Annotated in this window: 16 protein-coding genes; 10 read left to right on the top strand and 6 right to left on the bottom strand. The window is 65.5% G+C overall.

Going from position 1 to position 22,162, the window contains the following annotated elements; all coding sequences use genetic code 11:
- Position 1: 1 nt before the first annotated feature.
- A complete protein-coding gene (hemC, locus tag AC1DHL_RS14345) occupies positions 2–949 on the bottom strand; it encodes a hydroxymethylbilane synthase (protein ID WP_478100701.1) in 948 nt (315 codons plus the stop codon).
- A gap of 52 nt (positions 950–1,001) precedes the next feature.
- Here hemC and ppc point away from each other — a divergent pair, with 52 nt between their 5' ends.
- The 3 genes from ppc (at position 1,002) to AC1DHL_RS14360 (ending at position 9,529) form a co-directional block, all read left to right on the top strand.
- A complete protein-coding gene (gene ppc, locus AC1DHL_RS14350) occupies positions 1,002–3,845 on the top strand; it encodes a phosphoenolpyruvate carboxylase (RefSeq protein ID WP_478100703.1) in 2,844 nt (947 codons plus the stop codon).
- Between the two features lie 153 nt (positions 3,846–3,998).
- Positions 3,999–4,217: a hypothetical protein gene (locus tag AC1DHL_RS14355; RefSeq protein ID WP_478100705.1), complete on the top strand. Its 219-nt coding sequence runs from the start codon at positions 3,999–4,001 to the stop codon at positions 4,215–4,217.
- Positions 4,214–9,529, top strand: coding sequence for a glucoamylase family protein (locus AC1DHL_RS14360; protein ID WP_478162363.1), 5,316 nt, complete (start codon positions 4,214–4,216; stop codon positions 9,527–9,529). The genes AC1DHL_RS14355 and AC1DHL_RS14360 overlap by 4 nt, the downstream gene beginning before the upstream one ends.
- Positions 9,530–9,547: 18 nt before the next feature.
- Here the strand turns inward: AC1DHL_RS14360 and AC1DHL_RS14365 are convergent, their stop codons facing one another.
- The 3 genes from AC1DHL_RS14365 to AC1DHL_RS14375 form a co-directional block, all read right to left on the bottom strand.
- The gene (locus tag AC1DHL_RS14365) at positions 9,548–10,735 is read right to left on the bottom strand and encodes an AI-2E family transporter (RefSeq protein WP_478100709.1); all 1,188 of its coding nucleotides are present in this window, start codon (positions 10,733–10,735) and stop codon (positions 9,548–9,550) included.
- Positions 10,736–10,796: 61 nt separating this feature from the next.
- Positions 10,797–11,546: a LytR/AlgR family response regulator transcription factor gene (locus tag AC1DHL_RS14370; RefSeq protein ID WP_478100711.1), complete on the bottom strand. Its 750-nt coding sequence runs from the start codon at positions 11,544–11,546 to the stop codon at positions 10,797–10,799.
- Positions 11,543–12,613 (bottom strand): sensor histidine kinase, encoded by a 1,071-nt coding sequence (locus tag AC1DHL_RS14375; protein WP_478162377.1) that lies wholly within the window; start codon positions 12,611–12,613, stop codon positions 11,543–11,545. The genes AC1DHL_RS14370 and AC1DHL_RS14375 overlap by 4 nt, the downstream gene beginning before the upstream one ends.
- A 49-nt stretch (positions 12,614–12,662) precedes the next feature.
- On the opposite strand from AC1DHL_RS14375, the gene argH reads away from it, so the two are divergent.
- From argH to AC1DHL_RS14410, 7 genes are all read left to right on the top strand, one after another.
- Positions 12,663–14,060 carry an argininosuccinate lyase gene (argH, locus tag AC1DHL_RS14380; RefSeq protein ID WP_478162364.1) on the top strand — a complete coding sequence of 466 codons (1,398 nt, stop codon included), beginning with the start codon at positions 12,663–12,665 and terminating at the stop codon, positions 14,058–14,060.
- Positions 14,061–14,199: 139 nt separating this feature from the next.
- Positions 14,200–15,042 (top strand): glycosyltransferase family 2 protein, encoded by an 843-nt coding sequence (locus tag AC1DHL_RS14385; RefSeq protein ID WP_478162365.1) that lies wholly within the window; start codon positions 14,200–14,202, stop codon positions 15,040–15,042.
- A 33-nt stretch (positions 15,043–15,075) separates the two neighbouring features.
- Complete coding sequence (locus AC1DHL_RS14390) at positions 15,076–16,047, top strand: UDP-glucuronic acid decarboxylase family protein (RefSeq protein WP_478100717.1); 972 nt, start codon at positions 15,076–15,078, stop codon at positions 16,045–16,047.
- Positions 16,048–16,051: 4 nt separating this feature from the next.
- Positions 16,052–17,425, top strand: coding sequence for a UDP-glucose dehydrogenase family protein (locus tag AC1DHL_RS14395; RefSeq protein ID WP_478162366.1), 1,374 nt, complete (start codon positions 16,052–16,054; stop codon positions 17,423–17,425).
- An 80-nt stretch (positions 17,426–17,505) separates the two neighbouring features.
- A complete protein-coding gene (locus tag AC1DHL_RS14400) occupies positions 17,506–18,081 on the top strand; it encodes an RNA polymerase sigma factor (RefSeq protein WP_478162367.1) in 576 nt (191 codons plus the stop codon).
- Positions 18,082–18,091: 10 nt separating this feature from the next.
- Positions 18,092–18,844 (top strand): anti-sigma factor, encoded by a 753-nt coding sequence (locus AC1DHL_RS14405; protein WP_478162368.1) that lies wholly within the window; start codon positions 18,092–18,094, stop codon positions 18,842–18,844.
- A gap of 72 nt (positions 18,845–18,916) precedes the next feature.
- Positions 18,917–19,678, top strand: coding sequence for an SGNH/GDSL hydrolase family protein (locus AC1DHL_RS14410; RefSeq protein WP_478100725.1), 762 nt, complete (start codon positions 18,917–18,919; stop codon positions 19,676–19,678).
- On the opposite strand, the gene opgC is transcribed toward AC1DHL_RS14410, so the two are convergent.
- A complete protein-coding gene (opgC, locus tag AC1DHL_RS14415; protein WP_478162369.1) occupies positions 19,655–20,797 on the bottom strand; it encodes an OpgC domain-containing protein in 1,143 nt (380 codons plus the stop codon). The genes AC1DHL_RS14410 and opgC overlap by 24 nt on opposite strands.
- Positions 20,798–20,826: 29 nt before the next feature.
- Positions 20,827–22,068, bottom strand: a complete 1,242-nt coding sequence (locus tag AC1DHL_RS14420) for a glycosyltransferase family 4 protein (RefSeq protein ID WP_478162370.1) — start codon at positions 22,066–22,068, stop codon at positions 20,827–20,829.
- Positions 22,069–22,162: the final 94 nt, after the last annotated feature.

Genomic DNA, 22,162 nt, shown 5'->3' on the forward strand with positions numbered 1-22,162 from the left:
TTCAATGCGCACCCGCCGCGCGGAGCATCCTGGCAGCGGTGTCGCCGAGTGCCCCTGCCTGGGCAGAGTCAGCCGCCTCCGCGACGGCATGCACGCGCACCAGCGGCGCTGCGCCTTCAGGGTCGCCCCAGGCCGCGTCGATACGCAGCGCGCCCGTGGGCTGCCACCGCGCATGTGCCGCCAAGGGCATCGAGCAACTGCCGCCCATTGCGCGGCTCACCGCGCGTTCGGCTGCCGTGGCGAGCCCGTCGGGTCGGCTCGACAAGGGCGCCAGCAACGCGATCAGGTCCGCACGATCTGCACGGACTTCGATGCCGAGCGCGCCCTGGCCGGCAGCGGGCAGCATGGTGTCAGGCTCGAAAGTCTCGCGAATACGGCCTTCGAGACCGAGCCGCTTGAGCCCGGCGGCCGCCAGCACGATCGCGTCGTATTGCCCTTCGTCGAGCTTGCGCAGTCGTGTGTCGAGATTGCCGCGCAAGGGTTCGATCCGCAGATCGGGTCGGAGCGCGCGAAGCAGCACCACGCGCCGCAAGCTCGACGTGCCGACCACCGCATTCATGGGCAGCGCCTTCAGCGAGGGATAACGTGGCGACACCAGTGCATCGCGAGGATCCTCGCGCTCCAGCACGCAGGCCAGCGCGAAGCCTTCAGGGAGATCCATCGGCACATCCTTCAATGAATGCACCGCGATATCGGCGCGCCCTTCTTCGAGCGCGAGTTCGAGTTCCTTGACGAACAGGCCCTTGCCGCCGACCTTGCTGAGCGAGCGATCGAGGATCTGGTCGCCCCGCGTCGTCATGCCGAGCAGACTGACGGTGTGGCCCTGTTCTTGCAGCAGCGCCTTGACATGTTCGGCCTGCCACATTGCCAGGCGGCTTTCGCGCGTGGCGATCACGATGTTGCTCAAGACCGTTCCAGTGAGAGAGAGTACCTGTGGGGATGCTAGCATGTTGCGCCGCAGCAACGTCGCCGCAGGCCCATCTGACGAGGAGAAGTTTCGAATGAAGACGACCCCCTCCCCTGCAGCCCCCAAGCGCAGGACGAGTGATGAAGACCAGCCGCTGATTGCTGACATCCGACTGCTCGGACGCATCCTGGGCGACGTGATCCGCGAGCAGGAAGGCGAGGAAGCCTATGCGCTGGTGGAGAAGATCCGCACGCTGTCGGTCGCATTCCGGCGCGATGCGGACCACGCGGCGGACCGCGCTCTCAAGAACCTGCTCAAGGGCCTGAGCGCTGCCGAGACGGTGAGCGTGATTCGCGCCTTCACCTACTTCAGCCACCTCGCCAACCTGGCCGAGGACCGGCATCAGATCCGCCGCCGCACCGAGGCCGAACGTGCCGGAGACAGCGCCGAGGGCAGTCTGGACGTTGCGCTCGCACGCATCCGAAAGGCCGGCATCAAGCCTGAAGCGGTGGTGGAATCGCTCGCGCACAGCTACGTCTCCCCGGTGCTCACGGCGCATCCGACCGAGGTGCAGCGCAAGAGCATCCTCGATGCCGAGCGCGCGATTGCACAACTGCTGGTCGCGCGCGACGAGATCGCGTTGCGACAACTCGCCTTCGCAGGCAAGAAGGACGCGCTGACGCCGCACGAGTACGCGGAAAACGAGAAGCAGATGCGCACCCGCGTCACGCAGTTGTGGCAGACGCGCCTGCTGCGCTTCTCCAAGCTCACTGTGGCCGACGAGATCGAGAACGCGCTCAGCTATTACGAAGCGACATTTCTGCGCGAGATCCCCCGCGTGTACGCCGAGTTGGAAAAAGCCCTGGGCAGCGGCGGCAGCATCCCCTCCGTGGCGCCCTTCCTGCGCATGGGCCAGTGGATCGGCGGGGACCGCGACGGCAATCCCAACGTGACGGCCGAAACGCTCGAATACGCATTGCGCCGCCAAGCCGAGCTTGCACTTCGCCACTACCTGACCGAAGTGCACTTCCTGGGCGGTGAACTCTCTTTGTCGGCCACACTGGTGGACGTGTCGGTGGAGATGCAGGCACTGGCCGAGCGCTCGCCCGACAAGAACGAGCATCGCGTGGACGAGCCCTACCGCCTCGCGCTCACCGGCATCTATTCGCGGCTTGCGGCCACGTTGCGCGACCTCACCGGCGGACAGGCCGCGCGCCACGCGGTGCCGCCGCAGAACCCCTATCTCCATGCCGAGGATTTCCTGGCCGACCTGCGCACCATCGAGGAATCGCTCGTGGACCAGCACGGCGCGGTGTTGGCCACCCCGCGCCTGCATCCGCTGATCCGTGCGGTGGAAGTGTTCGGCTTCCATCTCGCCACGGTGGACCTGCGGCAGAGCTCGGACAAGCATGAAGCCGTCGTGGCCGAACTGCTCGCCACTGCACGCATCGAGCCTGACTACGCCGCGCTGGCCGAAGAGGCCAAGCAGACGCTGCTGCTGCGTCTTCTGGATGACGCACGCCCCTTGCGCGTGCCCGATGCGGACTACTCCCCGCTGGCAAAGAGCGAACTCGCGATCTTCGCGGCGGCACGCTCCGCGCGCGCGAGGTTCGGCGCGGCAGCCATCCGCCACTACATCATCAGCCATACCGAGACAGTCAGCGATCTGCTGGAAGCCCTGCTCCTCCAGAAGGAAGTGGGACTGCTGCGCGGCACCCTGGCCGAGAACGCCACCTGCGACCTCATCGTCGTGCCGCTGTTCGAGACCATCGAGGACTTGCGCAACGCAGCGCCGATCGTGCGGGCCTTTTATGCACTGCCCGGCATCCATGCCCTGATCCAGCGTTCGGGCGCCGAGCAGGACGTGATGCTCGGCTACAGCGACAGCAACAAGGACGGAGGCATCTTCACCAGCAATTGGGAGCTCTATCGCGCCGGCCTGGCGCTGGTGGCGCTGATCGACGAACTCAATGCGGAAAGCCGTGTGCCGATCCGGCTGCGGATGTTCCACGGCCGCGGCGGCACAGTGGGACGTGGCGGCGGTCCGAGCTACCAGGCGATCCTCGCGCAGCCGCCCGGCACGGTGCGCGGGCAGATCCGGCTGACCGAGCAGGGCGAGGTGATCGGTTCGAAGTACGCCAATCACGAGATTGGCCGGCGCAACCTCGAGACGCTGGTAGCGGCCACGCTGGAGGCGACGTTGCTGCCGACAGCAAAGGCGGCGCCAAGCGCCTTCATGGCCGCGGCGGCGGAACTGTCGACTGCCAGCATGGCCACCTACCGCGCGCTGGTGTACGAGACGCCCGGCTTCATCGACTACTTCTTCAGCGCCACGCCGATCCGCGAAATCGCGGAACTCAACATCGGCTCGCGGCCTGCTTCACGCAATCCGAACCGCAACATCGAAGACCTGCGCGCGGTACCGTGGAGCTTCAGCTGGGGGCAATGCCGGCTCACGCTGCCCGGCTGGTACGGCTTCGGCTCCGCGATCGAGCAGTTCCTGGCGGCGGGCAATCCGGCGGCTCGCAAGGAGCGCCACGCGCTGCTGCAACGCATGTACGTGCAATGGCCCTTCTTCCGCACGCTGCTGTCGAACATGGACATGGTGCTCGCCAAGAGCGACCTCGCCCTGGCCTCGCGCTACTCGGAACTGGTGGCGGAACGCAAGCTGCGGCAGAAGATCTTCTCGATGATCGAGGCCGAATGGCACCGTACATCGGACGCGCTGGTCGTGATCACAGGCGCCCGGCAGCGGCTGGAGGGCAATGCCGAGATGCAGCGTTCGATCCGGCATCGCTTTCCCTACATCGATCCGCTGCACCACCTGCAGGTCGAATTGATGCGGCGCTATCGCGCCGGGCAGGTGGACGAGCGGCTGCAGCGCGGCATTCACATGTCGATCAACGGCGTCGCAGCGGGGCTGCGGAACACCGGCTGAGGAAGGGCGAGAACACGCGTCGTCCGCCGACACCTACACCAACCAGCGGCGAATGAGAAATAAAGGGTATGCAATGAAGAGTACCCTGTCCCCTACGTTCACAGCTCTCGCAATCGCGCGGCGGCTCAAGGGTCGTTCACAGGAATCTTCGCCATGTCTTCCCCGCAATCGCTTGCCCGTTCCCCAATCGACTTCGTCAGCGGCGACTTCGATGCTCTGGCAGCTCACATGCGACATTGCGCGCTGGCACAAGGGCGATGGTTTGCCGTCGGGAGCCATCTACAGCGGGTGCGTTCGGTCGCCGCCGGCCGCATCGTGACGATGGCCTGCGTGGCCATCGTGCTCGCCATCGGACTGTTCGCGGTCGCTTGAGCGCCGCCGCGGTCGTCGACCGGCTCAACGCGCTCAGCCGGTACGCACGCCATCTCCTCCTGGGTCCGCACCAACCGGTCGAACCACCGATCCGCGCCGAACTGTTCGGCGCGCAACGCTTCGAACAGCACGGCCACAGCCTGGCCTGTGCACAGGTGGTGGAGCGCGGCAGCTCTCGCGGCGACGCCACGCCTTTTTTCCCGCGGGTCGACAAGAACCTCGAATCGCTGCGCGGGGCCTTCGACTACATCGCGCTGATTTCACAGAGCGGGCGCTATGTGCCCCCTGCGGCCGAATGGCTGCTCGACAACTTTCATCTCGTCGAAGCGCAGCTCCAACAGATTCGCGAGGGCGTGCCCCGCAGCTACTACGCGCGCCTGCCCAAGCTCGCGGCGGCGCCGTTGGCCGGGCTGCCGCGCGTCTACGGCATCGCCTGGGCCTATGTGGCCCATACCGACAGCGTGCTGAACAATGAGCTGTTCACCGCCTTTCTCAACGCCTATCAGGACGTCGACGAACTTACGCTGGGCGAACTGTGGGCGCTGCCGACCACGCTGCGCGTGGTGCTGCTGGAAAACCTGCGGCGCGTCACCGAAAGCATCGCCGAGAACAAGGTAGCGAGCGAAGTCGCGCACGCGGCGTGGGATGCGGGCGAGTCGCTTTCCGTGCAAGACCTCGATGTGCTCTACCGTGCGCTGCAAAGCCGCGGCATGCAGGAAAGCTATCTCACCCAACTGTGGCAGCGCCTGCCGGTCGAGCACGGCAACGACGCGCCTGCGCTCGTCAAATGGACCGAACAGCACTGCCCGAACGGCCCCGCGCTGATCGCGGACGCGCAGACCGCGCAGGCCGCCGCCAACCTCACGGTGGGCAATATCATCACGACGCTGCGCATGATCGGCCAAGTCGAGTGGGCCGACCTGATCGAGCCGGTCAGCCGGTCTTTGCGCGTGCTGCGCGAGCTTCCGAGCTTCAGCCGCGAAAGCGAAATCACGCGCCAGCAGATTACGCACGCGATGGAGCAGGTCGCGCGCATCAATCGCCGCCCCGAGCGCGAAGTCGCCCAGGCGGTCGTGCGGCTGGCCTTCGATGCCGCGGCCAATCCGCACGAGCTGGACGACGCGAACCGCTGGTCACTGGCCGAGCGAACGGCAGGCTACTACCTTTTCGGCGAAGGCCGTCCGGCATTGACCGCCGCGCTGGCGCCTGCGCGCGGCAACGGCGCGCTGCCGCTTTCTCTGCGCAAGATCGCCCACCGCAACTGGCGCCTGCCGCTCTACCTGCTCACGATCGTCACCGGCACTGCGCTGTTGCTGGCTGCGGCGGTACACGGCTTGAATCGCGCCGGATGGCCGGACGCGGCGTGGACTTCGATCGTAGCGCTGGTGCTGCTTGCATGGCCGCTTTCCGAAGCCGTGATCGCGCTGGTGCACCGCATCGTGGCAGAGTCGACCCGGGTGCGCCCGCTGCCGCGGCTGGATTTCGCGGAAGGCATTCCGCAAGTGCATCGCGTGCTGGTGGTCATTCCGTCCATGCTGAGTTCGCTCGAAGCCAACGCGCAGCTCGCCCATCGCCTCGAACTCCACTGGCTCGCGAACCGGGAGGACCATGCGCAGTTTGCGCTGTTGACCGACTGGGCCGATGCGCCGCTTGCCTCGATGCCTGACGACGCGGCCTTGCTGGACGATGCGGTGCGGCGCATCGCAGCGCTCAACGAAACGTATCCCGCACCGGCGGGCGCTCCTCCGCGCTTCGCTCTGCTGCATCGTCCGCGGACCTGGTCCGATACCGAACAACGCTGGATGGGCTGGGAGCGAAAGCGGGGCAAGCTCGAGATGCTGCTGCGCCTTCTTGCCGTCGACGATGCGAGCGGCTTCGTACCCACGGCCGGGGGACTGCAGCTCGCGGCACGCATCCCCTATGTGTTGACGCTCGACAGTGACACGGGCCTGCCCCCGGGCACGCTGCGCGAACTCGTCGCGGTGGCGGCGCATCCGCTGAACGCGCCGCAGATCGACGGGGCCGGCCAGCGCGTGACGGCTGGTTTCGGCATCTTCCAGCCACGCATCGTCACACCCTTTCCCGAGCGGCGCGAGCGCTCGCCGTTCCACTGGATGTTCGCGGGCCAATGCGGACTCGACCCCTACAGCAACAGCGCTTCCGACCTCTACCAGGACGTCTTCGGCACCGGATCTTTCACCGGCAAAGGCCTGCTCAACGTGCAGGCCGTCCATGCCACGCTGGACCGGCGCGTGCCCGACGGCGTCGTGCTGAGCCACGATCTGCTCGAAGGCACGGTGGCCCGCTGCACCGTGGTGAGCGACCTGGTCCTGATCGAAGACCATCCGCACCATCCCGGCGTTGCCGCCTCGCGCGTCCACCGCTGGACGCGCGGTGACTGGCAGCTGTTGCCGCTGATGCTGCGCGCACGACGCTTCGGCATCGACGCACTCGGACTGTGGAAGATGGGCGACAACCTGCGGCGAACCATGGTCGTGCCGGCGTCGACGGCGTTGCTCGCATGGGTCGTCTTCACCGATTCGTTCCCGTTGAACTGGGCGCTCGCCGCCGTCGGCGCGGCGCTCGTGCTCGGCCCGTTGCTGGGGGCGCTCGCAGGGTTGGTGCCGACGCGGCGCTCGATCGAACTGCCCCACTTCTTCGATGTCGGCGTCGCGGAGTTCCTGCGCGCCACGGCCAGCGCCGCGTGGCAATTCGTGCAACTGGCAGCGCAGACGCGCCTGCTGCTCGATGCCTCCGCGCGCGCCGCGTGGCGGCTCGTCGTGAGCCGCCGGCATCTGCTCGAATGGACGACTGCGGCCCAGGCGCAGACACAGGCGCGCTATGATCTGCAGGCGTTCTTGCGCAGTGCAGCGCCCACGAGCGCCGTCTGCATGGCATTCGCCGTCGCGTCGTTGTGGAGCCCGTATCCGCAGCTGGGCGCCGCTCTCTTCGTGCTGTGGGCGCTGGCCCCCGTCGCCGCGTGGTGGAGCAGCCGCATGCCGGCGAAGACCGAAGGCGAACTGAGCACCGAACAGCGCGGCTACCTCGAAACGTTGGCACGCGACACCTGGCACTTCTTCGAGCATGTGGTCGGGCCCGAGGACAACCACCTGCCGCCCGACAACCTGCAGCTCGAACCCGAACCCACCATCGCGCACCGCACATCGCCGACCAACATCGGCATGTACCTGTTGGCGTGCTGCTGCGCGCGCGAGTTCGGGTGGATCGACACCAAGGCGCTCGCCGCCCGGCTCGCCGCGACGCTCGACACCATCGACCGCCTCGACAAGCACGAGGGTCATCTCTACAACTGGTACGACACACGCACGCTGAGGATGCTGCCGCCGGCCTACTTGTCGAGCGTGGACAGCGGTAACCTGGCAGGCCATCTCATTGCCGTGGCACAGGCCTGCCGGAGCTTCTCCGCCGGAAACGCCGAGCTGGAGATGCTCGCCCAGCGTTGCGAGACCTTGTGCGCCGGCATGGATTTCCGCGGGCTCTATGACACCAAGCGCCACCTCTTCCACATCGGTCTCCGGGTGGAAGAGAACGCGCTGGATGCGAGCTACTACGACTTGCTCGCCTCCGAATCGCGCCTCCTGAGCTTCCTTGCCATCGCCAAGGGCGACGTGCCGCGGCGCCACTGGATGGCGCTCGGCCGGCCCTTTCTTTCGGTGGGCGTCAAGCCGGGCCTCAAATCCTGGTCGGGTTCGATGTTCGAATACCTGATGCCGGCGCTCGTGATGGCGGAGCCGGTCGGCGGCTTGCTGCAGGTGGCGAACCTCGCCGCGATCTGCGAGCAGCAGGCCTTCGGCTCCATGCAGAACCTGCCGTGGGGCGTTTCCGAGTCGGCCTATTTCGCGCAGGACCATTCGCTCGCCTACCAATACTCGCCCTTCGGAGTGCCGCGGCTTGCGCTGCGTCGCACGCCGCCGACCGATCGCGTCGTCGCGCCTTATGCCACCGTGATGGCGGCGCTGCTCCGGCCGGCCGACGCGGTCGTGAACCTGCGGCTGCTCGAGTCGCTCGGCGGACGCGGCGAGTTCGGCTTCTTCGACGCGATCGATTTCACCGTCTCGCGTCAACCCGCGGGGCAGCCTTTCACTGTCGTGCGCAACGTCATGGCGCATCACCACGGCATGTCGCTCGTGGCCTTGTGCAATGCCGTCCGCGACGATGCGCCACGCCGCTGGTTCGGCAGCGCGCCGCTGGTGCAGGCGCACGAGTCGCTGCTGCACGAGCGCACGCCGCGACAGATCATCGGCAGCGCCGATCCGCGCACGCCGCCGGAGCCCGCGACTGGCGAGGCGCCGCCGATCTTCCAGCCGCGCGTGGTCGATCCCATGGAGCCAAGCTTTCAGCCCACGCACTTGCTGTCGAACGGCAAATACACGGTGGCCCTGCGTGCCAACGGCGCCGGCGTGAGTCGCTGGCGCTCGTTCAACGTGAGCCGTTGGCGGGACGATCCGCTGCGCGACAGCTACGGCACCTTCTTTTACGTGCGCGACACGCACAGCCCCGCGCTCTCCTCACTGACCGCCCTTCCCGCCCCCGGAGAGCACTGGCGCTACCGCGCTCGCTTCCTGGCCGACCAGGTCCAGTTCGACGCGAGCGGGCCCGGGCTGCAGGCGCGCATCACGGTGCTCATCAGCCCGGAGGACGACGCCGAACTGCGCACGGTTTCGCTGCACAACACTGGCAGCGAAACGCGCACGCTGGATCTCATCTCCTTTTTCGAGCCGATGCTGTCCAACCCCAAGGCTGACGAGGCGCATCCGGCTTTCGCCAACCTCTTCGTCGAAAGTCGCTGGGAGCCGGCCTGGCGCGCGCTGCTGATGTCACGCAAGCCCCGTTTGCACGGCGACCCGGGGGTGGCTGCCGCGCACTTCGTCGCGGCGGTCGATGCACGGGTGCTGTCCGTCGACTGTATGACCGACCGGCGCGCCTTCGTCGGACGCAATCGCGCACCCGCGACGCCGGCGTTCGACCCACAACCTTTGGCGCCCGGCGGCACGCCGATCAATGGCCTCCATCCGATCGCCTGCCTACGCGTGCGTCTTTCGATTGCACCGGGCGCCACCGCACGCGTGACCTTCGCGACCGCCGCCGACGAAAGCGTCGAAGCATTGATGCCCAGCATCGATCGGTACCTGCAGCCGATGCACGTCGAACGCGCGACACGCATGGCCGCCACGCTGGCGCAGTTGAGGTTGCGCGATCTCAGCATCGATCCCGCCAAGAACATCGCGCTGCAGGACCTCACCACTATCCTGGCCAACACCACGCCCCGCGTGATGCGCGATCGGGGCTGATCGACCTGCGGCAGATGACTAATCCCCCAACAGCTCCCCGATCGGCTGCAGGTCCTCCACGTGGTCGCAGATGGCCTTCGCGACCATCATGATCGGAATCCCCAGCAGCAGCCCCCAGATTCCCCAGAGCCAGCCCCAGAAGATCACGCCGACGAACACGGCGACCGGATTCATGCGGCTCGAACGACTCGTGAGGAAGGGCATCAGCAGACTGCCCACCAAGGTATGGATCAGCAGCGAAACCCCACCGACCAGCAGCCCCATCTGAACGGTATTGAATTGCAGGAAGGCCAGCAGCCCCGCGGCCGCCATGACGATGACCGACCCGATGTAGGGAATGAGGTTGGTGATCGCCGCCACGATGCCCCACACCGCGGCGTTCTCCAGCCCGATGGCCCAGAAGGCAAGGCCCGTGGCAACGCCGACCAGTGCGCTGGTCAGGATCTGGACGATCAGGTAGCGCTCGATGTGGTAGGTGATGTCGTCCAGCACATGCACGGTGATTTTTTTCTTCTGAAGGCTGGGGCCCGTGATCTTCACGAGCTTGCGGCGAAAGGTATCCCCCGAACCGAGGGCAAAAAAAGTCAGGAAACCAACCAGCGTGAGCTGCCCGGCCGCAGCGATGAGGCCGACAGTGCCGCTCCACAGGTAATCGCGCACGTTGAAGGACGGCCGCTCGACGATCACTCGCGCCACGCCTTTCCGGGCCGCGACCTTGGCCGAGTTTTCTTCCGCAGCCTGTTCGATCTGCGCCGCGGCTTTCTGCACCGTATCGAGCGCGCTCGGGTCAGCGTTGCGGGGACCTGTGTGCATCGCCAGACGAAGCTTCTGCGCGGCGACGGGCAATGAATCGAGCAGCGCCGAAGCATTGCCGGAAAGCGAATAGCCGGTCCAGCCGAAGGCGCCGCCGATGCCGAGCAGGATCACGGCCGCGCCGATCCAGCGCGAGATCTTCCAGCGCTCGAGCAGATCGACCAACGGCGACAGGGCGTAGGTCAGCATCAGGCTCACCAGCAGTGGAATGAAGACTGCCGCCGCCCAATGCAACGCAAACACGCTGGCGAACACGGCCAGCACCACCAGCGACGCACTGCGCACGTCGACCGGCATGTGCAGCAGGACGCGTTCGGGTTGCGTTTCCGCAGACAGGGCTTCCTCTTCGGTCTCCGCCTGGGCCTTCGATTCGGACTCGATCACGTCACTCATGACCTAACCTCCGTGCTGCGCACTGCGGTGCGAGCTTGCTTGGGGCGGCCCGGCGCGGCACTCATCGCGGCTCCTTCAGCACTTCTCGGACCGTCGACAGCTGACGACGCGAAACCACGACGGGCTCCGGAACGCCGTCGAGCCGCAGGGCCCAGCCTTCGGCATCCTCGCCATCGTCGTATTTCTCGAGCGCGCGAATCGCCGAACGTGCCACCAGCGCATTGCGGTGCACCCGCACGAAGCGCGCGGGATAGCGCTCCTCGAGTTCGGAAAGCGAGCCGTCGAAGATGTGGCTGCGAGACACTGTGCGGACGGTGAGGTACTTGAACTCGGATTTGAGATACAGCACCTCGGACAACGGCACGCGCTCGGTGCGGCCGCGATCCTGGATGAGCAGCACGTCTTGCGGTTCCTCCGCGGGCGCCGGCCGCCGGTCTCGGAGATGCCGCTCGACCTTCTGCAAAGCCTGTTGAAGGCGTTCGCCCCTGACGGGCTTCGTCAGATAGTCGACCGCTTCGAGCTCGAAGGCTGTCACCGCGTGCGCGGCATAGGCCGTGACGAACACCACGGCTGGCGCACCTTGCTGGCTGCGAAGGCTGCGCGCAAGTTCAAGGCCGTCGATGCCGGGCATGTGGACGTCGAGCAGCACGACATCGAAATGGGTGGCGGCCAGGCATTTCAATGCCGCGTCGCCGTTCGCGGCCTCGGCCACGACTTCGGCGGCGGGCGAGTTGCAGTCGGCCAGGAGCGCGCGCATGCGGGAGCGCGCCAGCGCTTCGTCATCGACGATCAGGGTGCGAAGAGTGCTCATGATCCAGCGGGAATGGCAATGCGGACACGGTAGTTCTTCTGGTCCATGCCGGCGCTGAATTGCGCCTGCATGTCGTGCAGAAGGCGCAGCCGGTCGCGCACATTGGCGAGTGCGATGCCGTGGCCGCGCGGAAGGGGTTCGTCGGCCCAGCGCAGAGGAGGAAGACTGTTGATGACCTCGATCAGCACCATGCTGCCCCGGCGTTCCGTGCGGATGCGCAGCTTGGCGGTTTCCGGGCTCGGCTCGACGCCATGCTTGACCGCGTTTTCCACGAGCGGCTGCAGCAGCAGGGGCGGCAGGCGGGCCGAGTTGGCATTGGGGTCGATGTCCCAGCGCACGCGCATGCGGTCGCCGAAACGCACCTGTTCGATGGCAAGGTAGCGCTCGGCCAGCGCGATCTCATCAGCAAGGGTGACCGACTCGCCGGGGTCGGCCAGCGCCTGCCGGAACAGTTCACTCAGGTCCTCAAGCATCGCTTCGGCCTTCGCAGGCTCTTCGCGCACGAGTGCGATCGCGCTGTTGAGCGTGTTGAAGAGAAAGTGCGGCCGGATGCGCGACTGCAGTTCCTCGAGCCTTGCGGTGGTCGCCGCCGGGGTCTGCCCCCTGGCTCGCAGCACCAGCGCCGCCATCATCAAGCTTGCAAACAAGGCGCCCGCCAACGCACTGGCAACCCAAGGCGCTGTGCCGACGACGCCCGTCAAGCGCAGCAGCCCGCACCCGTAGAGGCCCGAGATCGCCCCAAGCAGGGCCCCGGCCACGTATTGCCCTCGCAGCGGAAGCCGGCCAAGCAGCTTCTTGAGCGCACATGCGGCAAGCAACCAGAGCAAGGTCGCGGGCAACGCGCCGCCCGTCACCGTTGCGGCAAGCAGCAGCCACTCGGACACCGTGGGCGCGAGAAACAGCGCGACAATCGCGACGACTGTCTCCACGAACAGCACCGCGCGCAGCACCACGCCGATCTGGCACGCATCGAAAACCACCGACCCGGCGCGCAGCGGCGCGCGCACCCCGGCTTGCATGGGCGTCGACGATGAAGGGGTGGCCGATAAAATCGACGGGTTGCGCATCAATGAAACACTGGGTGACAAACCCATTATTGCCTCCCGATCGTTTCCCATGACCCAAAACCAACTCGACAAGAAATCCGAAGCCTGGTCCGCCCTGTTCTCCGAACCGATGAGCGACCTGGTCAAACGCTATACATCGAGTGTCTTCTTCGACAAGCGGCTGTGGCAGGCTGACATTGAGGGTTCGCTGGCGCATGCGGCGATGTTGGCAGCACAGGGCATCATCGCCGCGCAGGACCATGCCGCAATCGAACGCGGGATGATGCAGATTCGCAACGAAATCGAATCTGGAAGCTTCGAATGGAAGCTCGACCTCGAAGACGTGCACCTGAACATCGAGGCCCGCCTCACACAATTGGTAGGCGACGCCGGCAAGCGGCTCCACACCGGCCGCAGCCGCAACGACCAGGTGGCGACGGACGTCAGGCTCTGGCTGCGTGGCGAGATCGACCTGATCGGCGGACTCCTGGTCGACCTTCAGAAGTCGCTGCTCGACATCGCCGAGAAGAATGTCGAAGTGATCATGCCGGGCTTTACCCATCTGCAGGTGGCGCAGCCGGTGAGCTTCGGCCACCACATGCTGGCCTACGTGGAGATGTTCTCGCGCGACGCCGAGCGCATGGCGGACGTCCGCAAGCGCGTCAATCGCCTGCCGCTCGGTGCAGCCGCCCTCGCAGGCACCAGCTATCCGCTGGACCGCGAGGCCGTGGCCACGGCGCTCGGCATGGACGGCGTCTGCCAGAACAGCCTCGACGCCGTGAGCGACCGCGATTTCGCGATCGAATTCGCCGCGGCCGCCTCGCTCGCCATGGTTCACATCAGCCGGCTGAGCGAAGAACTCGTGTTGTGGATGAGCCAATCCTTCGGTTTCATCGACATCGCCGACCGCTTCTGCACGGGCAGCTCGATCATGCCGCAGAAGAAAAATCCGGACGTGCCTGAACTGGCGCGCGGCAAGACCGGCCGGGTGGTTGGTCACCTGATGGGGCTGATCACCCTCATGAAAGGCCAGCCGCTGGCCTACAACAAGGACAACCAGGAAGACAAGGAGCCCCTGTTCGACACCGTCGACACGCTCAAGGACACGCTGCGCATCTTCTCGGAAATGGTCGGCGGCATCACGGTGAAGCCCGAAGCCATGGAAGTCGCGGCCCTGCGAGGCTATGCCACTGCCACCGACCTGGCCGACTACCTGGTCAAGAAGGGCCTGCCTTTCCGCGACGCCCATGAGACCGTGGCGCACGCGGTCAAGGCGGCGATTTCGCACAAGGTGGACCTGTCGGAACTCCCGCTGACTGTGCTCCAGGGCTTCAATCCGACGATCGAAAAAGACGTTTACGGCGCGCTCAGCTTGCGCGGCTCGTTGACGGCGCGCAACATCCTCGGCGGCACGGCACCGGCGCAGGTGCGCCAGCAGATCGCCCGGCACCGCGCGCGGCTTTCCTGAGCAATACGCCATTGGACGGGCCCATGCCGGCCGTCAGATGTGTTCCCAATTGTAAATTTGTAGTGCTAAAGTTTGGCATGCTTTGCGCTTGCGCTCCTGGAGGCCGCCGCCCGAAGCCCGTCATCGAGCGCCCAATCCCATGGAAACATCCAGCTGCGTCGTCGTCATCCTGACTTTCAATTCCGCCTCGATCATTCGGGAAACCGTGTCGCAGGCAAAGAAGGTGAGTCCTCACGTGTTCGCGGTCGACTCGCATTCGACCGACGGCACGCCCGCGATCCTGGCCGAATTGGGCTGCACCGTCGTGCAGCGTCCTTTTTCGAACTACAGCGACCAGCGCAACTGGGCCATTTCGCAGATCGAGCCGTCTTACGGCTGGCAACTCCACCTCGACGCCGATGAAGTGCTCGATGACCGGGCGGTCGCCGAAATCAATGCGGTTCTGGCCGACACGCCCGAGTTCGACGCCTACCTGATCCGCCGGCGCGACTATTTCATGGGCAAGATGCTGCGCTTCAGCGGCGTCAATCCGTGGCACCTGCGGCTCTTTCGCTCGGGTGTCGGGCGCTGCGAATCGCGGCTCTACGACCAGCACTTCATCAGTCCCGCAAAGCCCGGCCGGCTGAACGGCTTCATGCACGACAAGAACTCCGCCCGGCTGAGCGACTGGATCGCAAGCCACAATCGCTGGAGCGATGCCGAAGCCAAGGAAAAGCTCGGCCCCAGCACCGCGTCCGACAACGTCTTGCAGCCGCGGCTGACAGGCGATGCGCGCGAACGCACGCGCTTCATCAAGGAAATCTATTACAAGCTTCCCACCGGCCTGCGTTCGGTCAGCTACTTCGTCTACCGCTATGTGTTTCGCCTGGGCTTCCTGGACGGCAGGACGGGGTTCTACTTCGCTTTCTTCCAGGCACTGTGGTTTCGCATGCTGGTCGACGCGAAGATGTATGAAAAACGCACCCAGCAATCCCTGAATTGACCCTGAATTGACATTTACGGAGTGATCACGCGCATGCGTCAATACAACGCCTCCAAGCGAATGCTCGTCACCGGCGGCGCCGGTTTTCTCGGCAGCCACCTGTGCGACCGCCTCCTCGAACAGGGGCATGACGTGCTGTGCGTCGACAACTTCTTCACCGGCACGAAGCGCAACGTCGAGCACCTGCTGGACCATCCGCGCTTCGAACTGATGCGGCACGACGTCACCTTTCCTCTTTATGTCGAAGTGGACGAGATCTTCAACCTCGCCTGCCCGGCGTCGCCGATCCACTACCAGCACGATCCGGTGCAGACCACCAAGACCAGCGTGCACGGCGCCATCAACATGCTCGGGCTGGCCAAGCGCGTGCGCGCCAAGATCCTGCAGGCTTCCACCAGCGAAGTCTATGGCGACCCCGAGATCCATCCGCAGGTCGAAGAATATTGGGGCCGCGTGAACCCGATCGGCCTTCGCAGCTGCTACGACGAAGGCAAGCGCTGCGCCGAAACGCTGTTCTTCGACTATCACCGCCAGCACAAGCTGCGCATCAAGGTCGTGCGCATCTTCAACACCTACGGGCCGCGCATGCACCTGAACGACGGCCGCGTGGTGTCGAACTTCATCGTGCAGGCGCTCCGTGGTCAGGACATCACCATCTACGGCGACGGCCAGCAGACGCGCAGCTTCTGCTACGTGGACGACCTGATCGAAGCGATGCTGCGCATGATGAACACCGGCGACGAGGTGCCCGGCCCGATCAACATCGGCAACCCGGGCGAGTTCTCGATGCTCGACCTGGCCAACAAGGTCATCGAACTCACGGGCTCGAAGAGCAAGCTGGTGCGCATGCCGCTGCCCGCGGACGACCCCAAGCAGCGTCGCCCCGACATCTCGATGGCGCAAAAGGAACTCGACGGCTGGGCGCCCCGCACCCAGTTGGATGAAGGACTGAAGCAGACAATCGCCTTTTTCGACAAGATCCTCGCGGAATCCACCGCGACCTGACCTCATGAATATCACGATCATCGGCACCGGCTACGTCGGGCTCGTCACGGGCGCGTGCCTTGCAGACATCGGCAACAACGTCTTCTGTCTCGACGTGGACGAACGCAAGATCGCCACGCTCAACTCGGGCGGCATTCCGATCTACGAACCCGGCCTCGGCGACCTGGTCGAGTCGAATGTCGCGGCCAGGCGCATCTCCTTCTCCACCGACATCGAAGCCGCCGTCGCGCATGGCGACGTCCAGTTCATCGCCGTCGGAACGCCGCCTGACGAAGATGGCAGCGCCGACATGCAGTATGTGCTGGCCGCCGCCCGCAACATCGGCAAGTACATGGACAGCTTCAAGGTCGTGGTCGACAAGTCGACGGTGCCCGTGGGCACGGCCGACCGCGTCACGGCAGTCATCCAGGAAGAACTCGACAAGCGTGGACGCTCCGACCTGCGCTTCTCCGTCGTCAGCAACCCCGAATTCCTGAAGGAAGGCGCGGCGGTCGAGGATTTCATGCGGCCCGACCGCATCGTCATCGGCTATTCGGACGACGATCACGGCCGCGAAGCGCTGGGCTGGATGCGCAAGTTGTATGCACCCTTCAACCGCAACCACGAACGCACGCGCGTGATGGACGTACGCTCCGCCGAGTTCACCAAGTACGCCGCCAACGCGATGCTCGCCACGCGCATCAGCTTCATGAACGAGCTGGCCAATCTGGCCGATCGCGTGGGCGCCGACATCGAAGCGGTGCGCCAGGGCATCGGCTCCGACCCGCGCATCGGCTACAGCTTTCTGTACGCCGGCACGGGCTACGGCGGAAGCTGCTTCCCCAAGGACATCCAGGCGCTGGCGCGCACCGCGCGCGGCAACGGCCAGACGCTGCGCGTGCTCGAAGCGGTGGAAGCCGTCAACAACGAGCAGAAACGCGCACTCACCAACAAGGTGCTCGCCCGCTTCGGCAAGGACCTGAGCGGACGGACCTTCGCGCTGTGGGGCCTGGCCTTCAAGCCGAACACCGATGACATGCGCGAAGCACCCAGCCGCGTCGTGATCGACGTGCTGCTGCGCGCGGGCGCCAAGGTGGTGGCGCACGACCCGATCGCGGTCGAGGAGACCCGGCGTGTGCTGCAGCTGGATTTCACCGATGCGCCTTCGCTGCTCGACCGGATCAGCTACTGCTCGCCCAAGGACCCGATGAGCGCCCTCGACGGTGCGGACGCGCTGATCATCATCACCGAGTGGAAGGCCTATCGCAGCCCCAACCTCGAGCGGCTCAAGTCGCTGATGAAGTCGCCGGTGATCTTCGACGGCCGCAACCTGTACGAGCCGAGCACGATGAAGGAAGCCGGCATCGTCTATCAAGGCATCGGGCGCAACAGCTTCTGAGCCCGAAGACGTCGCGCTGAATCCGAGCGGGCGTCTGGTCCGTACCCACGGCATGCCCACCGTTGGCACACAATCCGCCCATGAGTGCTCCCAGCCCCGACGCCGAATTGATCGCACTGATCGATCGGGTCGGGCAGCGCGACGAATCAGCCCTCCGCCAGCTGTACGAACGCACTTCGCCGAAGCTGTTCGGCCTCGCGATGCGCATCGTGCGTCAACGCGAATGGGCGGAAGATGTCCTGCAGGAGACGTTCTTGACGATCTGGCGCGTGGCGGGCGACTACCGCAACTCGCTCAGCCCGCCGATGGCATGGATGGGCCTCATCGTGCGCAGCCGGTCGCTGGACCTGCTGCGCCGTCGCACGGCAGACCGCGCCCAGTCCACGCAAGAGTTCGACGAGGTGATGGCCGAGACCTTCGAATCCGATGCCGCCAGCCCCATGGACACGGCCGACGCGAGCGAGCAGGCATGGGCGCTGCACCAATGCCTGCGTCAGCTCGAAGGCCGGCAGCGCGAACTCGTGAGCCTGGCCTACCTGCGCGACCTGAGCCACGGCGAACTGGCCGAACAGCTCAAGCTGCCGCTGGGCACCGTCAAGACGTGGATTCGGCGCGGGCTTGAAAAGCTCCGCGCCTGCATGAAGCAATTCGCGTGAGGGCTGACACATGAACCTCTCCGCCCACCCCGAATTGCTCGAACTGCTTGCGGCGAGCCACGCGCTCGGCACGCTGGTGGGTGGCGCCCGCCGACGCTTCGAAGCCATGGCACGCGAGCAGGCGCCTGTGCGTGCCGCCGCGCTGGCCTGGCAAGGCCGGCTCGCGAGCATGGCCGAGCTTCAACCGTCCGTGACGCCGGATCCGGCGGTCTGGACACGCATCCGCAACCTGATCGATGCAGAAAAGCAGCAGGAAGCGATTGCGGCCCAGCGTCAAGCGCCTCCGCCGCCTGCCCCCGCGAAGGGCGGCTGGCTGAACAGCCTCGCGCTCTGGCGCGGCGCCGCGGCGGCCGGGGTGTTCGCCGCCGTGGTGGCGATCGTGGTGGGCCTGAATCTCCAGCAGCAGTTGCGCAATGCGCCGAGCGAGCAATACGTTGCCGTGCTGTCCGATGACAAGGCTGCCGCGTCCATGCTTGTGACCTTCGATCCGAAGAACCGGCAACTCGTGCTCCAGCGCCTCGGCGACTTTCGCGAGAGCGAGGACAAGTCGCTTCAGCTGTGGGCGCTTCCCCCAGGCCGTGCGCCACGCTCGCTCGGTGTGCTCGGCAGCGAATCCACGATCAGGCTGACAGCTTCGGAGGCCGATGTGCAAGGCGTCCCGGCGCTGGCGATCTCGCTCGAACCGAAGGGCGGTGTTCCGGCCGGGCAACCCCCGAGCGGCCCGATCCTGTTCAAGGGCCCGCTGATCCAGAAGGCGATCTGACGAGCCGTTACCATTTGCCGACGCGTGGGCACGACTCGCCAACGCATTCAAGTCGAAGGACGTTTTGATTCCATGGTGTCGATGAAAGCTTCCCGCCTTGCCGTTCTCTCGCTTGCGCTGCTGACCGCGCTCGCATCGCAGGCGCAGACCACCTCGGTCAACGACGCCACCGCACGCTCGCCCGCCTACGTTGCTGCCCAAGCCCGCTGGCAGAGCGAATTGGACGCCTTCGCGAAAGCCGACCGCGAACATCCGCCCGCCAGCGGCGGCGTGCTGTTCGTCGGCAGCTCCACCATCCGCATGTGGCCGGACATCGCGCGGGACTTCCGACAGCAGCCGGTCGTGATCAACCGCGGCTTCGGCGGTTCGACGATGGAAGATTCCAGCTTGTTCGCCCGCGAACTCGTCGTACGCTACAAGCCCAGGCTCGTGCTGGTCTACGCCGGCGACAACGATCTCGCCGAAGGCCGTACGCCGATGCAGGTACTCGAAAGCTTCGCGCGCTTCGCGAACACCGTGCGCGCCGAACTGCCCGACACCCGCATCGCATTCATCTCGGTCAAGCCGAGCCCTTCGCGCGAGAAGCTGATGCCGCAGATCCGCGAGACCAACGACGTGATCGCAGCCTACCTCCGAAGGCTCCCCAACAGCGAATTCATCGACGTGTACACGCCCATGCTGGGTGCAGACGGCCGACCGCGCGCCGAGTTGTTCCGCGCCGACGAGCTGCACATGAATGACCAGGGCTATCGCCTCTGGCAGTCGTTGATCGAGTCGCACCTGCCGGATCCCGCGACTCGGCCCGATCCTTCAGTCGCCCAGGGGCTGCGTTAAGCGGCCAGGCGTCTTCTTCCGTTCGTCCCCCCACTGGCTGATGCGCGCGACAGCGTAGAGCCCGCAGAACACCACGGCCAACAGCAGCGCATCGCCCCACCAGGGGCGTGCGGTCTGGCTGTCGCCGTAGATGGCCAGCACCAACAGCACCACCACCAGGTGCGCGCAGAACACGGGCAGCGAAGCCCGCCCCATCGCCTCCAGCCAATGCAGCCGCGGCATGCGCCGCATGAACGCCGGCCCGAACCGTATGGTGAGAATGCCGAGCACAACGAGGTTCACGATCCGAAGTGGTCCGAGCTGCCATTTGTCGAACAGCAGGTTGAGTTCCGCGTCACCGCCGAATGGCGCCTGCCCGTTGATGCCGTGATGCCGCCAGTAGACGCCGTAGACCGCCACCGCAGCGGCGACCGCGACCACCCACTTCGGAAATTGGAAAGGCCGGGCGCCGGGTGCATTGCGGCTCGCGCCCATCCACAAGCCGGCGAACCACAGGAATTGCCACGCCAATGCGTTGAAAGCGCCCGTCTCGTGAAACGGCACCGACAGCCCCAGGTGCCGAGCAGCGAATTCGTAGAGCCATTCGCTCAAGCCGAACTGCGCCACCGCCCAGATCGTCGCGCTCACCGTCATCACGCCAAGCCAACCGCGCCGCAATGCAAAGGCCAGCACCCACGGGCTCATCAGCATGAAGAAGATATACATCGGCAGGATGTCGAGGAGCGCCGGCTCGTAGATGAGCAGCAGCGAATAGACGAAGGCCTCGTGCGGATTGGCGAGATAGAACGACAGCAGGTTCTTGACCGCCGGCTGGTCGATGCGCAGCCCCACTGCCGTGATGATCGTGAACAGGAACAGCAGCGTTGCCGCCTGGCTCAGATAGACCTTGAGCGCGCGCCGCCAGAAGGCCCGGCGCATGGAGTTCACGCCCTGGTTGTAGCTGACGCGGCTGTAGACCAGTCCCGACACAAAGGCCGACAGCAACACAAAACCTTCCGCGGCCGAGACGAAACCGAAGGGCTGCCCCAACGGATCGGTGAGGCGGGTCGGCAAATGGGTGACTGTCATCAACACGAGCATGAGCCCGCGCAGCGCGTCGATTTCCCAGTAGCGTTTCACTGGATGACCAAAATTCGTCGGGGGAATACCTACGCCAGCCTGCGGATCGCGTCGATGACGGTGGCGCTGTAGTTGCGCCATGTATAGGTGGCGGCGTGCTGCATCGCCTGCACCTTCATGGCAGGAAGCTCTTGCCTGTTCTGATTGAACCAGGCGAGCTTCTCGGCGATTTTCTCCGGCGAACGAATCGGCACCAGGAAGCCGGTCTTGCCCTCGATGACCAGGTCTTCACCACCCGTGTTGGGCGTGATGACCAGCGGCAACCCCTGGCTCATGGCTTCCTGCATCACGAGCGCACGTCCCTCGAACAGCGAAGGCAGGCAGAAGACGTCGCAGCTTCGCATCAGCGTCAGCACTTCGGCGTGCGGTCGGCCACGCTCATAGGTGAAGTCAGCGTACTGCCGGCGGTAGAAGTCGTGGCCGCTGAGCGGTGTCCCCATCACGACCAGCTCGATGTTCTCGCCCTCGAGCAGGTGCATCGCCTGCAACAAATCGGCGAGTCCCTTGCGTTGGCCCATCGAGCCCGCGAAGAGCACACGCAACGGGCGCGACGGGTCGACCGTCTCGGTCGGCTCGATGGGGGCCGAGAGCGGCGAGCCGAAAGGGGACACCACCCGCGTCTTGTCCGCTGCCCATGCCGGCAATGAATCGGCGACAAAGCGGCTTGGAACGACCACCAGGTCGGCAAGCTCGAGTTCCTGGACCTTGCGCCCCACCTTGGCCTCGGAATCGGACATGCCGCCGCCCAGCGTATCGACCCACTCGGGAAGGCGCTGCGCTTCGTCCTGCATCAGCCGACGGCCGACTTCCCAGTAGGCGATCGGAAGGTCATAGACGCGATGAATGCCGAGTGCCTTCGCCGCCTTGAAACTTTCGACCGCCGAGTCCTCGTAGGCGTAGACGGCGCCGAGGCGCTCCTGCCGGTGCACGCGCGGCAACACCCGCGCCACGAAGCGATCGAAATCACGGAGCACCCCGTCGATCGACGCGAACCCATCTTCATGGCGCCGCAAGTAGTCCCAGCCGTATCGATTGCACATCATCCGCGCGAACTCGCGCCACGGATGCAGGAGGAGCTTTTCATTGGGCAGATCGAAGCGTCGCCGAAGGAGGTCTCGACCGAACTTCTCGGGCACCAGCTTGAGGGCGAGGCTGTCCGAACGAACGGCGAAAGTGGTTGCAAAGCGAGCCAACATATCGGCGGCTTCCAGGCCATCGAGCATGGCTCGAACGTTCTGGTTGCCGGCGGGGTGGCTGAACAACAATTTCATACCGATCGATCATAGTGGAGGCACATTGCGTGCCAGAGCCGCGCGTCGCCCATGCGCTACCCTTCGTGCCGAAGGAGAAGTCCGTTGAAAACAA

Source organism: Variovorax sp. 10L426, assembly GCF_056395305.1.

Excerpts from the sequence above, each read along its gene's own strand:
- AC1DHL_RS14395 (WP_478162366.1), top strand. The coding sequence starts at position 16,052 with ATGAATATCACGATCATCGGCACCGGCTACGTCGGGCTCGTCACGGGC.
- argH (WP_478162364.1), top strand. The coding sequence starts at position 12,663 with ATGACCCAAAACCAACTCGACAAGAAATCCGAAGCCTGGTCCGCCCTG.
- AC1DHL_RS14385 (WP_478162365.1), top strand. The coding sequence starts at position 14,200 with ATGGAAACATCCAGCTGCGTCGTCGTCATCCTGACTTTCAATTCCGCC.
- AC1DHL_RS14370 (WP_478100711.1), bottom strand. The coding sequence starts at position 11,546 with ATGAGCACTCTTCGCACCCTGATCGTCGATGACGAAGCGCTGGCGCGC.
- AC1DHL_RS14355 (WP_478100705.1), top strand. The coding sequence starts at position 3,999 with ATGTCTTCCCCGCAATCGCTTGCCCGTTCCCCAATCGACTTCGTCAGC.
- AC1DHL_RS14365 (WP_478100709.1), bottom strand. The coding sequence starts at position 10,735 with ATGAGTGACGTGATCGAGTCCGAATCGAAGGCCCAGGCGGAGACCGAA.
- AC1DHL_RS14390 (WP_478100717.1), top strand. The coding sequence starts at position 15,076 with ATGCGTCAATACAACGCCTCCAAGCGAATGCTCGTCACCGGCGGCGCC.
- ppc (WP_478100703.1), top strand. The coding sequence starts at position 1,002 with ATGAAGACGACCCCCTCCCCTGCAGCCCCCAAGCGCAGGACGAGTGAT.
- hemC (WP_478100701.1), bottom strand. The coding sequence starts at position 949 with ATGCTAGCATCCCCACAGGTACTCTCTCTCACTGGAACGGTCTTGAGC.
- AC1DHL_RS14400 (WP_478162367.1), top strand. The coding sequence starts at position 17,506 with ATGAGTGCTCCCAGCCCCGACGCCGAATTGATCGCACTGATCGATCGG.
- AC1DHL_RS14410 (WP_478100725.1), top strand. The coding sequence starts at position 18,917 with ATGGTGTCGATGAAAGCTTCCCGCCTTGCCGTTCTCTCGCTTGCGCTG.
- AC1DHL_RS14405 (WP_478162368.1), top strand. The coding sequence starts at position 18,092 with ATGAACCTCTCCGCCCACCCCGAATTGCTCGAACTGCTTGCGGCGAGC.
- AC1DHL_RS14420 (WP_478162370.1), bottom strand. The coding sequence starts at position 22,068 with ATGAAATTGTTGTTCAGCCACCCCGCCGGCAACCAGAACGTTCGAGCC.
- AC1DHL_RS14375 (WP_478162377.1), bottom strand. The coding sequence starts at position 12,613 with ATGCGCAACCCGTCGATTTTATCGGCCACCCCTTCATCGTCGACGCCC.